Below are 15,354 nucleotides of genomic sequence, written 5' to 3' on the forward strand. Positions count from 1 at the left end.
CATCGAGTATTACAATAATGACAGGATAAAACTTAAACTAAATGGCTTGAGTCCAGTAAATTACCGTACTCAAGCCGCTTAATTTTTAAAATCTAATAAAAGTGTCCAACTTTTTGGGTGCACTCCAATCGTAGATTAAAGATGATATTTAATACTTATCCCTAATAATCTACGATTAGCTCTTCGCTTCTACATTCGTAATTCGTAATTCGCAATTCGTAATTTCTTTAATAGCAGCTTTCCTCCAGCACCACTCCCACACTTGACTTTCGTACAATAAACAATCTATCGAATACGGTTTCACCGATGGCCTTAACAGCTGGTTTGGCTTTGAGGCTGTGCAGGAGAGGCAGTAACGTATTGCTGTGTCCTACTATCAGAATGCGTTTGCCCCAGTCGCCGTGGCGGGTGATTTCGTATATGAGGGATTCGCCGGTGGTATCGGCAGCATAGATGCACGTGTCGAGGTGCAGGCGGAGGCGAAGGCTGTCGGCCGTCTGGATGCTGCGGATGTACCGGGTGGTGTATATTTTCTGCAGGCCGGAGTCTTTCAGGCAGCGATACAGGGCGCCGGCACGCTGTAGCCCCTCCGGGGTAAGGGTGGAGTCCGGGCCGGGATTTTTCTCGGCATGCCGTACAAGGAAAAAGGTGCCCGTCAGAAAAGTGGTATCCTCGGATACTGCAACGGGTTGTCTGACAACCGGTTTCGGTTTACAGGCAATGAAAAGCCCGCAGCATAGTAACAGGAGGAGTGTGCGCATATGGTATTGCTGAGGTCAGGGAGGGCTTACGCCCATCCAAAAATTAAGGCAATATATGGATTAAACCGTTACATTTATTGCCCAACAAAATAATGAACCGCTATGAGAAAATGGGTATTACCCGCCGTTATTCTTTTATCAGCCAACAGCGCCTATGCCCAGCAATCAGGGCCGCTTACCGTAGAAAAGATTATGCGCGATCCCAAATGGATCGGCGCCTCCCCGGATAATATATTCTGGGCTCCCGACAACCAGACCGTTTACTTCAGCTGGAACCCGGACAAACAGCTGTCCGATTCCCTCTACTTTGCAGGTGTTAAAAATACCACGCCCGCCAAAACCGCAGCAACCGACCGCGCACTGGCGGAAGCCCGCTCAAACGGTATTTACAGCGCAGACAAGTCGCTGCTGGCGTACTCCTTTCGTGGAGACATCTATCTGCAGGAAGTAAAAAACGGCAGAACCACGCGCATCACCAGCACCGTAGATGCAGAAGTAAACCCGGTTTTCAGCTTCGGCGGCAAACAGATCGTTTACCAGCAGGGACACAACCTCTTTGCATGGGACAGAGCTGCCGGACTTACCACCCAGCTGACCAGCTTCGATACCGGCAACAAACCGCCGGCAGAGAAAGCGGATAAAGACAAAGGCAACGCTCAGGAAAGATTCCTGAAAGCACAGCAGCTGGAACTGCTGGAAGTAGTACGCGACAAAAAAACCAAAGCCGACGCTGCTACCGCCTTCAACAAACAATATGATCCCAAGCCGCTGCGCAAGCTGTACCTGAGCGATAAAAGGCTGCAATCCGTGCAGATAAGCCCGGACGGACGCTATATCTCCTATCGCCTGTACAAGCCTTCCACGGATGCCCGCAATACCATCATCCCGGATTTTGTCACCGCTTCCGGCTTCACTACCGACATACGCGGCCGCGATAAGGTAGGCGCACCACAAGGTACCTTTGAGAGCTTTATCTACGACCGGCAGCGCGATACCGTACTCCCCGTCGTTACCAACGACCTGCCGGGAATCAAAGACCTCCCAGACTACGTAAAAGACTATACGAAAAAAGATTCTGGCACTGTCCGCGATGTTATCGTGAATGGTCCGTACTGGTCTGAAAACGGCTCACAGGCTATTGTTGACATCCGCTCACAGGATAACAAAGACCGCTGGATTGCCCTGCTCGATCCGGCCACGGGTAAGCTCAGCTCCCTGAACAGGCAGCGGGACGAAGCCTGGATCGCCGGCCCTGGCATTGGCTGGAGTATGGGCGGCGCCAATATTGGCTGGATAGATGAAAGCAACTGCTGGTTCCAGTCAGAAGCCACCGGATACTCGCATGTATACACGGTGAACGTGGGCACCCGCCAGCAGCAACAGATCACCAGCGGCAACTATGAAGTACAGGAAGCACAGCTCTCCCGCGACAATAAACATTTCTATATCACCACTAACGAAGTGCATCCGGGAGAAAAACAGTTTTACCGTATAGCCGTTACCGGTGGTAAGGCGGAAAGAATCACGAGCATGCCCGGCGCACACGAAGTGATGCTGTCGCCTGATGAAAAATGGATCGCCTACCGCTACTCCTATTCCAACAAACCATGGGAACTGTACCTGCAGCCCAACACTGCCGGCGCCAAACCCATACAGATAACTAACCTTTCGCAGTCCGCCGAATTCAAAGCCTATAACTGGCGCGATCCGGAAGTCATTACCTTTACCGCCCGCGACGGACAGCCGGTATATGCTCGTCTGTACACGCCTGACCCGGCGAAGAAAAATGGTGCAGCAGTCATTTTCGTACATGGCGCAGGCTACCTGCAGAACGCCCATAAATGGTGGAGCAGCTACTTCCGCGAATACATGTTCCACAACCTGCTGACCGATAAAGGCTATACCGTTATGGACATCGACTACAGGGGCAGTGCCGGCTACGGCCGCAACTGGCGCACCGGTATCTATCGCCATATGGGTGGTAAGGACCTGGACGATGAAGTGGACGGCGCAAAATATCTGGCAGAAAAATTGCAGGTGGATGCCGGCCGTATTGGTATTTACGGTGGCAGCTACGGCGGATTCATGACGCTGATGGGCATGTTCACGACGCCGGGCGTATTCGCTTCCGGCGCAGCTTTACGCTCCGTGACAGACTGGGCCCACTACAATCATGGCTATACCAGCAATATCCTGAATGAACCATTTACAGACAGTATTGCTTACCGCCGCTCCTCTCCCATCTACTTTGCAGAAGGGCTGAAGGGCAACCTGCTCATGTGTCATGGTATGGTGGATGTAAACGTACATTTCCAGGACATCGTGCGCCTGTCTCAACGCCTGATAGAGCTGGGAAAAAACAACTGGGAACTGGCTGTTTACCCGGTGGAAGACCACGGGTTTACCACGCCCAGCAGCTGGACAGATGAATACAAGCGGATATTGAAGTTGTTTGAGACAACGATTGGGAAGAAATAATTACGAATTACGAATTGCGAATTACGAATGAAAAGCGAAGATTAAAGCGGATGTTAGAGCGAAGTTGTAACGGATAGAATAAAGATATGAGTTGATTTCATAACAGAAATTAATTATCTGATATTCCTCCATCGCTTTTATCTTCGCGTTGCATTCGTAATTCGTAATTCGCAATTCGTAATTCGAAGCACAAGGGGAAATAGTGAACGATGTAACCGATATTAACATTCGGTTAACCGTCATTATTTTCCCTTTTTCATTTTATATTACCATGTCATGCGACCAGATGCCATATCTTTAACTAAGCATATATTAACACTTACTGATTTTATTTTCACAAATTACGCGATATTGCAACATTAAAACCTCACCAAAACCTTATTAGCAAATGTGTGGAATAGTAGCTTACATCGGGCAGAGAGAAGCCTACCCGGTAGTATTGAAAGGCCTTAAAAGATTAGAGTACCGCGGTTATGACAGCGCGGGTGTAGCCATTATCAACAACGGGTTGCAGGTATACAAAAAGAAAGACAAAGTAGCCGCGCTGGAAGAATATGCAACTTCCTTCGATATGCGCAGCCCCATTGCCATAGGGCATACCCGCTGGGCAACGCACGGCGAACCCTGTGACCGCAACGCACATCCTCATGTTTCAGGCGATGGTAAACTGGCCATGGTTCACAATGGTATCATTGAAAACTATGTACAGCTGAAACAGGAACTTATCAACCAGGGTCACGTATTTCAAAGTGATACCGATACAGAAGTACTGCTTCATTTCATCGAAGAAATTAAAAAACAAAACCAGTGCCCGCTGGAAGAAGCGCTGCGCATAGCACTCAAAAGAGTGGTAGGCGCCTATGTGATTGTACTCATTGATGCAGACAATCCGGATACCCTTATTGCCGCCAGAAAGGGCAGCCCGCTTGTTATCGGCGTTGGTAAAGGCGAACACTTCCTTGCTTCCGATGCCTCCCCCATCGTGGAATATACTAAAGAAGTAGTATATGTCAACGATTACGAAATAGCCATCATCAAAGCAGATGAGCTGATTCTGAAAAACATCTCCAACGAAAGACAAACACCATACATACAAAAGCTGGACATTGAACTGGCAGCCATTGAAAAGGGCGGTTACGACCACTTCATGCTGAAAGAAATCTTTGAACAGCCACAGACTATCTTCGATAGCTTACGCGGCCGCCTCGATGCCAAAAAAGGCACGCTCACCATGGGTGGTATCCGGGAATATGCCGAAATGCTCAGCAAAGCCAACCGCATTATCATCGTAGCCTGCGGCACCTCCTGGCATGCCGGCCTGATAGCGGAATATGTGATTGAAGAGCTATGCCGTATCCCGGTAGAAGTGGAATATGCCTCTGAATTCAGGTACCGCAATCCGGTGGTAGGCCCCGGCGATGTAATCATTGCCGTATCCCAGTCCGGCGAAACTGCAGATACCCTGGTAGCCATCGAAAGTGCCAAAGAAAAAGGCGCTATCATTCTCGGCATCTGTAATGTTGTAGGCTCTTCTATCGCGCGCCTGTCTCACGCCGGCGCCTATACGCACGCAGGCCCGGAAATAGGCGTGGCCAGCACCAAGGCATTTACCGCACAGCTGGCAGTACTCTGCCTCGTTGCGCTGAAAATAGCCTCCGAAAAAGGTTCTGTCTCCGCACAACGCTTCCAGCACCTGCTCGATGAACTGGAGCAGACATCAGATAAAGTAGCTACCGCACTTAAACTGGATGACCAGGTAAAAGCTATCGCCGATAAATACAAAGATGCCCGTGACTTCCTCTACCTGGGCCGTGGATACAATTTCCCGGTTGCCCTGGAAGGCGCGCTGAAACTGAAAGAAATCTCCTACATACACGCTGAAGGATACCCTGCAGCCGAAATGAAACACGGCCCCATCGCACTGGTAGATGAAAATCTGCCGGTAGTCATCGTAGCCACCAAAGACAGCTACTACGAAAAAGTAGTTTCCAACATCCAGGAAATCAAAGCACGCAAAGGCAAAGTAATAGCCATCGTAACAGAAGGCGACCAAACCATTCCACCCATGGCTGACGATGTAATTTTTGTACCTTCAGCAGATGAAATTGTAGCACCCATCATCTCCGTCATTCCTTTACAACTCCTCGCCTACCACATTGGCGTACTGAAAGGCTTCGACGTAGATAAACCCAGGAATCTGGCGAAAAGTGTGACCGTAGAGTAAATGTGATCATTTTATTATTTGAGATTTGTTTCCATGTACCATATTCATCCGGTATCCCGGAAGACATCCTTCATGGCAATAAATCTCAAATAATAAAATAACTACATCTCAAATTAAAAGATCGTATCCATGAATAAAATCCAAAAACGCCCCTTGTCCGATCTGGGGTATAACTTCATTGAAACCACGTTACCGAAAGGCAAGGACGAATACTACCTGCGCAATGAACAATGGAACCGGCAGGATCAATACCGGAATCTTTTTGCATATGAAGTAGAGGCGCTGGTGCGCAATGATAACAGCTCTGACGACTGGAACAAGATTTTTGTTTCCAATGAATTCAATCCGCAACTGGTGCAGCACTGCCATTTTTTCGGGATGGTACGTATCGGTAAACTGGAACCCTACTATCTGGAATTCCATAACCTGCGCCTGCCGGTAGGATTATACAACAGCACCATCTGCGCCTGCGATTTCGGGGATAATGTAGTAGTGCATAACGTGAATTATCTCTCTCATTATATTCTCGGTAATGAAGTCATTGTAGCCAATGTGAATGAAATGGCCACAACAGATTATGCCAAATTCGGAAACGGTATTCTGAAAGAAGGAGAAGCAGAAGGCGGCAGAATTGTGATGGAGCTTTGCAACGAAAACGGAGGCAGAAGCGTTATGCCCTTTGATGGCATGCTGCCCGGAGACGCTTATCTCTGGACCCGCTACCGGGACGATCTGCAGCTGCAACAGCAGTTCAAGGCATTTACCGAAAAACAGTTTGATAAAAGAAGAGGATACTATGGCATGGTTGGCGACCGCAGCGTCATCAAAAACTGTAAGATCATCAAAGATGTGACCATCGGGACAGATGCTTACCTGAAAGGCGCCAACAAATTAAAGAACCTCACCATCAACAGCAGCAGCGAGGCCAAGTCGCAGATAGGCGAAGGCTGCGAGCTGGTAAACGGTATCATCGGATATGGCTGCCGGGTATTCTATGGTGTAAAAGCCGTACGTTTTGTGATGGCTTCACATTCGCAGCTCAAATACGGTGCGCGCCTCATCAACTCCTACCTGGGCAACAACGCTACCATCTCCTGCTGCGAAGTACTGAATTCACTGATATTTCCCGCGCATGAACAGCATCATAACAACTCCTTTTTATGCGCCGCCCTCATCATGGGGCAGAGTAACATGGCTGCCGGCGCTACCATCGGTTCCAATCATAACTCCCGCGGCGCCGACGGTGAAATCATCGCCGGCAGAGGATTCTGGCCTGGCCTGTGTGTCAGCCTGAAGCACAATTCCAGGTTTGCCTGCTTCACCCTGATCTCGAAAGGGAATTATATGTCAGAGCTGCATATCAATATCCCTTTCAGCCTGGTACTGAATGATGAACATGACAACCGGCTGAAGATCATGCCGGGATACTGGTTCATGCATAATATGTACGCCATTGCACGCAACTCCTGGAAGTACGTGGACAGAGACAAACGTACCGACAAAACACAGCTGATAGAATACGATTACCTGGCGCCGGACTCTGTAGAAGAAATGTTTACTGCACTGCAGATCATGGAAACAGCCGTGGGTAAAGCCTGGTATGCTATCGAAGAAAACAGGCCAAAGAAGGAACTAACGGAAAAGGATATACGTAAAAAAGGAAAAGAACTACTGACGGAACAACCCGAAGCGGTAGCGCAGCTTACCATCCTGGCCACCGGTATGGAAAACAGCTCCCGTGAAGTACAGCTGCTGAAAGTACATAAGGCGTATCCGCTGTTCCGCGAGCTGATCGTTCTTTATGGTATCCGGAACATCATGGCAGCCGGAAAGCCGTCATTCCTGGCTTTGCAGGCGGCCATTAAATCCGCGAAGCGTAGCGAATGGCACAACGTTGGCGGTCAGCTGATGAAAGCAGATACCCTGACGCTGCTGAAAAACAAGATCCGGAAAAACAAGATCTCCGGATGGCCACAGCTGCACGACGCCTATGCAGAAATAGGCCGTGAATATGCATCCGACAAATTACAACATGCGGTAGCCGCCATGCTGGAAATTAAAGACGTACCTTTGAAAAACTTTACTACGGCATTACTGGCGCAATGGCTGGAAGATTCCATCCAGACAATGGAATGGATCACTGCGAACATCCGCCGCTCCCGCGAAAAGGATTACCAGAACCCCTTCCGCAAAATGACATACGAGAACGATCAGGAAATGAATGCCGTGGTAGGTAGCCTGGAAAACAACAGCTTCATCAATGAAACACTGAATGAACTGGGCGAATACAAAAACCGCGTACGACAAATCATTAACGAATGGGAACTGTAGAAAAAAAACGTTGCAGCTGGTGCGAGAAAGATCAGCTGTACAAAGATTACCACGACAACGAATGGGGCACTCCTAATCATGATGACCGGCACCTCTTTGAGATGATTAACCTGGAAGGCGCACAGGCTGGCCTGAGCTGGTACACTGTACTCAGCAAAAGGGAAAACTACCGCAAAGCCTTTGATAACTGGGATGCAAAAAAGATTGCGAAATACGATGAAAAGAAAGTAGCGCAGCTCCTGGAAAACGAAGGCATCATCCGTAATAAACTCAAGATCCGCGCTACCATTGGCAATGCGCATGCATTCCTGGCAGTACAGCAGGAGTTCGGCTCCTTCGACAAATACATCTGGTCTTTCGTAAACCACAAGCCTGTTGTCAATCACTATAAAAGCATGGGGGAAGTGCCGGCTAAAACAGCTATTTCCGACGCTATGAGCAAGGATCTGCTGAAACGCGGATTCAAGTTTGTAGGATCTACCATCTGCTATGCATTCATGCAGGCCACCGGCATGGTAGATGATCATTTTGACGACTGCTGGAAAAAAGCAAGGAAGAAATAATTACTCTATCAGTATTTCTTTCAGGTCTGCATTGTTAATCAGTGTATAATCCGTGAGTGTGTTGAGAAAAACATACAGCTGGCGTTTCTGTTCCGCCGTGAGCTGAATGCCATCTCTTACCAACGGATCAATGTTATCATTCCGTTGGGTACCGTGATCGTAGAAGTCAAATACCTGGTAGATATCAAAAAAGCGGCCGTCATGCATATACGGCGAGCTTCTCAGGATATTACGCAGGGAAGGGACTTTGAATTTGAGGTAATCGGCGGTACTGCCGGTGATTTTCATACGGCCCACATCATTCAGCGAAGGCAGGTACGGCAATCCGTTACTGCGATAACTCAGATCGGTAAATAAAGGTTCTTTATGACAGGCGGCGCACTTCTGCTGGTAGAGCAGATAGCCCGCCTGTTCTTCTGCTGTAAACACTGCTCCACCCTGTTTACGCATTACGCTGTCGTAGCGGGAATTACCGGAAATCATGGTGCCTACAAACTGTGTGATCGCTTTGAATAGCCGTTCGCTGGTGATCTCTTCGGAGCCAAATGCTTCCCTGAACATATTGCGGTAACGCGGGTCGGTCTGCATTTTCTGCATCAGCTCCTTCAGGTCAACGCCCATCTCCTTATGATCAGTGAAGGGGGTAAGTGGTTGTATTTCCAGGTTATTGACGCCTCCGTCCCACATAAATTCCTTCTGCCAGATCATATTAAAAATTACCGGCACCGAGCGGCTGCCCTGTTGCCCGCCTACCCCATGGCTGAGGGCATGGTCAAAATGGCCGAAGGCGGCGAACTGCTGATGGCAGAAACCGCAGGACACTGTACTGTCACGGGAAAGGCGGTAATCGTAGAATATGAACCGGCCCAATGCCACTCCCTGGCGGGTGAGCGGGTTACGGGAGAAGTCATATACCGGCGCCGGGAAACCTTCCGGCAGCTGCAGCGTATATGCATCCGGGTTATACATGCTCCTTCCTTCCTTGCGGCAGGCATGGGCCAGGCAAAGCAGAATGGCAAATATGCCGGTGATATATGTTGCCTTATGGTTCATCTACTGTCCGTTGACAATACTTTTAACAGTAAACATGTGTTGATAATTAGCAGCCAGCTGCATGGCATCATTACCGGGGGCCATGATGACGGCCATTTTAGTAAAGCTGATGGTATTGGGTGTAAACCATTTGCCGGCGTTGGCCTGCAGATGCAGCTGCGGCAGCTTGCCGGCGGCTATCGTCAGGGGTTGTGGCAAAGGGATGGTAACCGGCTGTAAAACGCTGTAGGGAGGCTTATATCCCCCTACATGAAACTGAAACTCATGGGAAGCGGAATTAATGACCGGCGCTGTTCCTTCCAGCTGCGCCATGATGTAGCCGCTGTTCCAGGTCCAGAAGAGGCCGTGTTCAGGCGCGAGCGCGCCGGATTGTACTCCGCTGTTATTGCGGGCGCTGTCGACCCCGATGAGCAGGCGCACAGCAGTATAGCGACCGGCCGGAATACTGTCCAGCTGCAGCTGCCGGGTGCTGTCGATGGCATCATCCAGCAGAAAATAGGAAGGAGCAGATTTAATGATTCTTCCTGATTCATCTACAAAAGCAAAATTACTGAGATAATAACGGAAACGGGTAATCGTGAATTTCTCTCCGGAAGGATTGGTATACTCCTGGTTTCTCTGCAGGGGCTGGTCATTCATCACGTGGGTGACGTATAGCTGCAGTGAAGCATAGGTGACAGGGGCTGGCGGTGGGTTACCTCCGCCGGAATTACTTTTGGAACAACTGAAAAGACCGCAGCTCAGCAGACAAATCATCAGAAAGCACACGGTGTGGATAGTAAAAATCCGCAAAATCATGGTTTTCCTGTTTCTCTCAGGAAGTTACGATGATTTTGCGGATTTATCTTGTAAAAGAAAGCGTGGTTGTTAACTTCTGCGATAGCCTTTACAGCCGTAATAAAATACGACCATAAAGCAGAGCAACGGAATGCCGTAAGCCATGGCGGTTGATTTCCACTCTGTTACAATCCCCATCAGGTAAGGTACAGAAGCGCCGCCTACGATAGACATTACAATAAACGAAGCTCCCTTTTTGGTATGTTTGCCGAGGTCTTTCACTCCCAGTGCAAAAATAGTCGGGAACATGATAGACATGAAGAAAAACACCAGTATCAGGGCATATACAGCGGGTGCGCCGTTGCCTGTCATCACAAATGCGCATAATACCACGTTGATCAGCGCGTAGATAGCCAGCAGTTTATTCGGCGCAATTTTACGCATCAGCGCGGTACCTACGAAGCGGCCGGCGAGGAACAGCACCATACCGGCAGATAACAGGTAAGCGCCTTTTTCGTTGGAAGTGCCTTTCCAATATTCGGTGGCATAGTTGATGAACAACGCGCCAACACCTACCTGCGCAGCCACATAAAAGAACTGGGCTACCACCCCCCACACAAAATGTTTATGTGCAAACAGCGGCCGCTGGTCCTGCATAACGGCCTCTCCTTCCGCTTCCGCCTCTTTGATTTCAGGCAACGGGGTGCGGTAAAAGAAAGCGGCAATCAGCAATACAATCACGCCAATAACGATATAGGTCAGCTGAACAGTAGTCAGATCATCCTTACCACTGCCGAAGAACAATGCACCGCCGATCACAGGACCTAAAAAGGAACCCAGGCCATTAAAGCACTGGGACAGGTTCAGGCGCTGTTCGGAGGTTTCCTTCTCGCCCAATACGGTCACATACGGGTTGGCAGCCGTTTCCAGGCATGCCAGTCCGCAGGCCAGTATAAACAATGCCAGCAGAAAGAAATCGAAATTAAGGGCACGGGCAGCCGGATAAAAGAGGAATGCACCGGCAGCATACAGGAGCAGCCCCATGATGATGCCTTTCTTGTAACCGAATTTATTCATAAACATGCCGGCAGGAAGCGCCATAATGAAATATGCACCGAAGTAAGCGCCCTGCAGTAAAGTAGAGCGTTTAGGCGTGATATTCAATACTTCCTGGAAATGTTTATTCAGTACATCCAGCAGGCCATAGGCAAGGCCCCATAAAAAAAACAGGCTTGTAACCAGAATAAAAGGTAAAAGGTAGTTACCCGCCTTCGCCCCTTTACCGGGCGTGCTGGTATAGGTGGAATTACTTACTGCGCCTCCGGCCATAACGAAGAAAATTTAGTGTTTCAGGTTAAAGTAAAAGTTGGTTGGCAATCGCTCAGCTGATGGATCGGTCGAGGTGTGTATAACCTCCGTCAACGTATAGTATTTGTCCGGTTGTATGTGATGAGCGCGGCGACAACAGGAATACCGTTGTGTCGGCGATTTCTTCTGACGTGGTCATTCTTTTTTCAAAAGGAATTTTAGCGGTGATAGACGCCAGCTTCTCTTTCGGATCAGGTAAGGAGTTGATCCAGGTTTCATACAGCGGGGTCCATACTTCCGCAGGAATTACGGTATTGACCCGCACGGAATGCGGCAGCAGTTCTACTGCCCACTCGCGGGTCAGCGCATTGATAGCACCCTTGGAAGCCGCATAGCCGGAGGTATTACCCTGCCCGGTGGTAGCCACTTTGGAGCCGATGTTCACGATATTGCCCCTGGTGCTTTTCAGATACGGCAGCGCATAGTGCGCCAGGTTGTAATAATGGGAGAGGTTATTCTGTAATGACTGCATGAATTTCTCCGGGTTACCGCTTTCCAGCCCTACGCCATCATTGGCGCCGGCGTTGTTCACGAGTCCGTCTATCTTTCCGAATTGCGCTACGGTTTCAGCGATCACTTTCTGACAATCTTCTACTACAGACAATTCTGCTTTAATACCGACAGCTTTACCACCGGCTTTTACAATATCGTTCACGGTTTTGTTATTGTCTTCCTCATTTCTGCCGGCAATCACTGCTACGCCACCCTCTGCAGCTACCAGTCTGGCAATAGCTTCTCCTATTCCTTTGGCGCCTCCGGTAACAATAATTACTTTTCCCTGTAATCCTAAATCCATATTCGTGGTATTGATGTTATAGATAATAAAATGAGACGGCATTGCCTCCCATTATTTGATGTTGTTCTGTTGTTGTGAGCCTGGAGATGTAGCTGGTTACAATCTCTTTTACTTCCTGGTAGGAAGCTGCCAGCAGGCATACCGGCCAGTCGGAACCGAACATCAGGCGGTTGGGCCCGAATGCTTCCAGTACCACATCCAGGAACGGTGTAAACTGTTCCTGCTTCCAGTGATGCCAGTTGGCTTCTGTTACCAGTCCGCTGAGTTTGCAGTATACATTCGGGGATGCTGCTATCTCCCGCATATGTGCGGCCCATGCTGTAATATCCCCGGTTTTAAAATCCGGTTTCGCCATATGATCTATGACCAGCCGGTGTTCCGGGAACTGCTTCACAAAAACGGCGGTAGCGGCTAACTGTTTCGGATATACGAGAATATCATAAGAGAAATTAAATTTCGCCAGCGCACGGATGCCCCGGCAAAAATCTTCTCTCAGTAAAAAATCTGTATCCGGCTCTGCCTGCACAATATGCCGGAACCCTTTCAGCTTCGGATGCTGTGCATATGCTGCCAGTCTTTCTTCCACATCAGCAGCCCTGAGATCTGTCCAGCCCACCACGCCCCTGATAAAGGCGTGCCTGTCTGCCAGCTCCAGCAGAAATGCCGTTTCTGCTTCCGACTGATCTGCCTGTACGGCCACACATCCTTCCATACCGTTTTCTGCCAGCACAGGCTCCAGGTGTTCCGGAAAGAAATCCTTCCTGATCACCGGCATAGAGTCGTCTATCCAGGCGTCGCGGATGGGATTGTATTGCCAGAAATGTTGATGCGCATCCAACATGGGTTGTTTTGATTAATGGTCCTATTTTTATTAATTACTAATTACGAATTGCGAATTACGAATGAAAGCGAAGAACAAAATAAAGATTATGCTATCATCATCCGCTTTGTTCTTCGCTTTCATTCGTAATTCGCAATTCGTAATTCGTAATTAATAAAAATAGGATCTATAATGAAAATATCTTATCCATCATGATCCACTTCTCTCCTGGCTTCGCCACAGGCAATGCCTGCTGGTATTTCCACATGAGCTGCTCCCATTCCTGTACTTTAGGATTGGCAGCGTCCATAGCGCCTTTTTGCTGGAAGGAGAAGGTATCGTTTACTTCCATTATCATAAACAGGCGGTTACCGGCGCGGTAGATTTCCATGGCGGTGATGCCGCTGTCTGTGATACTCTTTTTTATTTCGGGCCATACTTCGCGGTGATAGGCTTCGTATTCGCTTATCAGCTGCGGATCATCCACGAGGTCCAGGGCCAGGCAATGTCTTTTCATGTGCGTTATTTGAAGGCTACAGCTGTTTGTCTGGATGTTCCCAGTCCGTCGATACCCAGTTCAATCACGTCGCCGGCTTTCAGGTATACCTGCGGATTCATGCCAAGTCCTACGCCCGCCGGGGTTCCGGTGGAGATCACATCTCCGGGGAGCAGGGTCATGAACTGGCTCAGGTAAGATACAACGAATGGTACGTTGAAAATGAAGTTGGAAGTATTGCCATCCTGCATTTTCTGACCATTAACGGTGAGCCATAAACGAAGATTATTGACATCGCCGATTTCGTCTTTGGTAGCGAGCCATGGACCAAGCGGAGCGAAGGTATCGCAGCTTTTCCCCTTTACCCACTGACCGCCTCTTTCTATCTGGAAGGCGCGCTCGCTGTAATCGTTGTGCAGGGCGTAGCCGGCTACATATTCCAGCGCATCTTTCTCTTCCACATAGGATGCCTTTTTACCGATCACTACCACCAGTTCCACTTCCCAGTCGGTTTTTTCACTGTTACGCGGAATGACGAGATCATCGTTCGGACCTACCAGTGCAGAAGTGCTTTTGAAGAAAACGATCGGCTCTGCAGGGATAGCAGCGTTGGTTTCACGCGCATGGTCTGCGTAGTTGAGGCCGATGCAGATAATTTTGGAAGGACGCTGAATAGGTGCGCCCAGGCGTGTGCCGGCAGGTATCTGCGGACAGCTGCCACTGTGCTGTGCCCACCAGGCGGACAGGCGTTCCAGTCCGTTGGTTTCAAAAAATTTCTCTCCGTAATCTTCTCCGAAAGCGCTCACATCGAACATATCGGCGTCTGTAACTACGCCTGGTTTTTCCTGTCCTGGCAATCCAAACCTGATCAGTTTCATTTCAGTATTTTTAATTGTTATTTTTCTATTTTCTTGAGCGTCTGCACCTGCAGGCGTCCATCTTCCACCTTCATATCGATGAAGGGTTCTACCTTACCGTCTTTCACGAGGGAGAAGTAGATGTGGTCCTGGTTGGCAGTTTCCTGTATCGTAGGCTGGTAGCCTGCCGGTACGGGAACGAACATACTTTTTCTGACACCGCCGAATTCCACATACAGCTCTACGCTGTCTTTGGTCGTAGCGTCAGGTTTAATTTCAGCGATAAAATCTGCGATGATCTTTCCTGACTGGAAATTTTTCCGGTAAGATTTTTTCAGATCACCGGCTGCACTTACTTTACCCAGGCCCATGGTATTTTCCATATATTTCCAGATACGTTCAGGCGGTGCGGTGGCCCATAGTATTTTCAGGTCATCGCCGCTCTGGCTCGCATGGTAATACCTTACCGCATGGTTAGGTTTCAGTACACCGATATAGCAGCTGTTAGGCTCATCCCACAACACTTTATAGAGTTCTGATTCAGCCGCATCTTTCAGTACAACCTGTTCAAAAGTTTTCTCTTTCTTCAGTTCTTTGATCTGAAATTTAATGGTAATCTCCTGGGTATCCTTTTCCTTACCGGAGATAACAACTGCCACCGAACCTGCCGGAGTGGCGGGTTGCAGCGCAGTGGCCGTATCAGCGGCATTTGCATTTTTATTATTGGTTCCCTGGTTGCAGGCAGTGAATCCGATGGCTGCCAGCGCCAGCCATACACGAAAATGTTGCATGATCTATAATTATAAATGAATGAATGTTAGGCTGTAAGA

The 15,354-nt window shown here is 48.9% G+C and carries 14 protein-coding genes; 5 read left to right on the forward strand and 9 right to left on the reverse strand.

Features of this window, described 5'->3' with window-relative positions; genetic code table 11:
• A partial coding sequence (locus GWG06_RS28755; protein WP_160718007.1) for an IS3 family transposase occupies positions 1 to 82 on the forward strand: 82 nt, incomplete at its 5' end.
• Positions 83 to 227: 145 nt separating this feature from the next.
• On the opposite strand, the gene GWG06_RS28760 is transcribed toward GWG06_RS28755, so the two are convergent.
• A complete protein-coding gene (locus GWG06_RS28760; RefSeq protein WP_160717937.1) occupies positions 228 to 761 on the reverse strand; it encodes a histidine phosphatase family protein in 534 nt (177 codons plus the stop codon).
• A gap of 102 nt (positions 762 to 863) precedes the next feature.
• On the opposite strand from GWG06_RS28760, the gene GWG06_RS28765 reads away from it, so the two are divergent.
• The 4 genes from GWG06_RS28765 (at position 864) to GWG06_RS28780 (ending at position 8,357) form a co-directional block, all read left to right on the forward strand.
• Positions 864 to 3,239, forward strand: coding sequence for a S9 family peptidase (locus GWG06_RS28765; protein WP_160717939.1), 2,376 nt, complete (start codon positions 864 to 866; stop codon positions 3,237 to 3,239).
• Between the two features lie 388 nt (positions 3,240 to 3,627).
• Positions 3,628 to 5,463 (forward strand): glutamine--fructose-6-phosphate transaminase (isomerizing), encoded by a 1,836-nt coding sequence (glmS, locus tag GWG06_RS28770; RefSeq protein WP_127042512.1) that lies wholly within the window; start codon positions 3,628 to 3,630, stop codon positions 5,461 to 5,463.
• A gap of 129 nt (positions 5,464 to 5,592) precedes the next feature.
• Positions 5,593 to 7,794, forward strand: a complete 2,202-nt coding sequence (locus tag GWG06_RS28775; protein ID WP_160717941.1) for a DUF4954 family protein — start codon at positions 5,593 to 5,595, stop codon at positions 7,792 to 7,794.
• Positions 7,782 to 8,357 (forward strand): DNA-3-methyladenine glycosylase I, encoded by a 576-nt coding sequence (locus GWG06_RS28780; RefSeq protein WP_160717943.1) that lies wholly within the window; start codon positions 7,782 to 7,784, stop codon positions 8,355 to 8,357. Before GWG06_RS28775 ends, GWG06_RS28780 begins: the two co-directional genes overlap by 13 nt.
• Here GWG06_RS28780 and GWG06_RS28785 read toward each other — a convergent pair whose 3' ends face one another.
• The 8 genes from GWG06_RS28785 to GWG06_RS28820 form a co-directional block, all read right to left on the reverse strand.
• Positions 8,358 to 9,410: a cytochrome-c peroxidase gene (locus tag GWG06_RS28785; RefSeq protein WP_160717945.1), complete on the reverse strand. Its 1,053-nt coding sequence runs from the start codon at positions 9,408 to 9,410 to the stop codon at positions 8,358 to 8,360.
• A complete protein-coding gene (locus GWG06_RS28790; protein WP_160717947.1) occupies positions 9,411 to 10,208 on the reverse strand; it encodes an MbnP family protein in 798 nt (265 codons plus the stop codon).
• A 69-nt stretch (positions 10,209 to 10,277) separates the two neighbouring features.
• Positions 10,278 to 11,516 (reverse strand): sugar MFS transporter, encoded by a 1,239-nt coding sequence (locus tag GWG06_RS28795; protein ID WP_160717949.1) that lies wholly within the window; start codon positions 11,514 to 11,516, stop codon positions 10,278 to 10,280.
• A 52-nt stretch (positions 11,517 to 11,568) separates the two neighbouring features.
• Positions 11,569 to 12,351: an L-fucose dehydrogenase gene (locus tag GWG06_RS28800; protein ID WP_127042500.1), complete on the reverse strand. Its 783-nt coding sequence runs from the start codon at positions 12,349 to 12,351 to the stop codon at positions 11,569 to 11,571.
• 16 nt (positions 12,352 to 12,367) lie between these two features.
• Entirely contained in the window at positions 12,368 to 13,192 is an 825-nt protein-coding gene (locus tag GWG06_RS28805) for an amidohydrolase family protein (RefSeq protein WP_160717951.1), read from the reverse strand.
• Positions 13,193 to 13,358: 166 nt separating this feature from the next.
• Entirely contained in the window at positions 13,359 to 13,688 is a 330-nt protein-coding gene (locus tag GWG06_RS28810) for an L-rhamnose mutarotase (protein WP_160717953.1), read from the reverse strand.
• A gap of 5 nt (positions 13,689 to 13,693) precedes the next feature.
• Positions 13,694 to 14,545, reverse strand: coding sequence for a fumarylacetoacetate hydrolase family protein (locus GWG06_RS28815; protein WP_160717955.1), 852 nt, complete (start codon positions 14,543 to 14,545; stop codon positions 13,694 to 13,696).
• Between the two features lie 17 nt (positions 14,546 to 14,562).
• Complete coding sequence (locus tag GWG06_RS28820) at positions 14,563 to 15,315, reverse strand: hypothetical protein (RefSeq protein ID WP_160717957.1); 753 nt, start codon at positions 15,313 to 15,315, stop codon at positions 14,563 to 14,565.
• Positions 15,316 to 15,354: the final 39 nt, after the last annotated feature.

The organism is Chitinophaga solisilvae, assembly GCF_009928525.1.
Classification (GTDB): domain Bacteria; phylum Bacteroidota; class Bacteroidia; order Chitinophagales; family Chitinophagaceae; genus Chitinophaga; species Chitinophaga solisilvae.

Excerpts from the sequence above, each read along its gene's own strand:
- GWG06_RS28785 (WP_160717945.1), bottom strand. The coding sequence starts at position 9,410 with ATGAACCATAAGGCAACATATATCACCGGCATATTTGCCATTCTGCTT.
- GWG06_RS28800 (WP_127042500.1), bottom strand. The coding sequence starts at position 12,351 with ATGGATTTAGGATTACAGGGAAAAGTAATTATTGTTACCGGAGGCGCC.
- GWG06_RS28795 (WP_160717949.1), bottom strand. The coding sequence starts at position 11,516 with ATGGCCGGAGGCGCAGTAAGTAATTCCACCTATACCAGCACGCCCGGT.
- GWG06_RS28805 (WP_160717951.1), bottom strand. The coding sequence starts at position 13,192 with ATGTTGGATGCGCATCAACATTTCTGGCAATACAATCCCATCCGCGAC.
- GWG06_RS28760 (WP_160717937.1), bottom strand. The coding sequence starts at position 761 with ATGCGCACACTCCTCCTGTTACTATGCTGCGGGCTTTTCATTGCCTGT.
- GWG06_RS28815 (WP_160717955.1), bottom strand. The coding sequence starts at position 14,545 with ATGAAACTGATCAGGTTTGGATTGCCAGGACAGGAAAAACCAGGCGTA.
- glmS (WP_127042512.1), top strand. The coding sequence starts at position 3,628 with ATGTGTGGAATAGTAGCTTACATCGGGCAGAGAGAAGCCTACCCGGTA.
- GWG06_RS28790 (WP_160717947.1), bottom strand. The coding sequence starts at position 10,208 with ATGATTTTGCGGATTTTTACTATCCACACCGTGTGCTTTCTGATGATT.
- GWG06_RS28780 (WP_160717943.1), top strand. The coding sequence starts at position 7,782 with ATGGGAACTGTAGAAAAAAAACGTTGCAGCTGGTGCGAGAAAGATCAG.
- GWG06_RS28820 (WP_160717957.1), bottom strand. The coding sequence starts at position 15,315 with ATGCAACATTTTCGTGTATGGCTGGCGCTGGCAGCCATCGGATTCACT.
- GWG06_RS28765 (WP_160717939.1), top strand. The coding sequence starts at position 864 with ATGAGAAAATGGGTATTACCCGCCGTTATTCTTTTATCAGCCAACAGC.
- GWG06_RS28810 (WP_160717953.1), bottom strand. The coding sequence starts at position 13,688 with ATGAAAAGACATTGCCTGGCCCTGGACCTCGTGGATGATCCGCAGCTG.
- GWG06_RS28775 (WP_160717941.1), top strand. The coding sequence starts at position 5,593 with ATGAATAAAATCCAAAAACGCCCCTTGTCCGATCTGGGGTATAACTTC.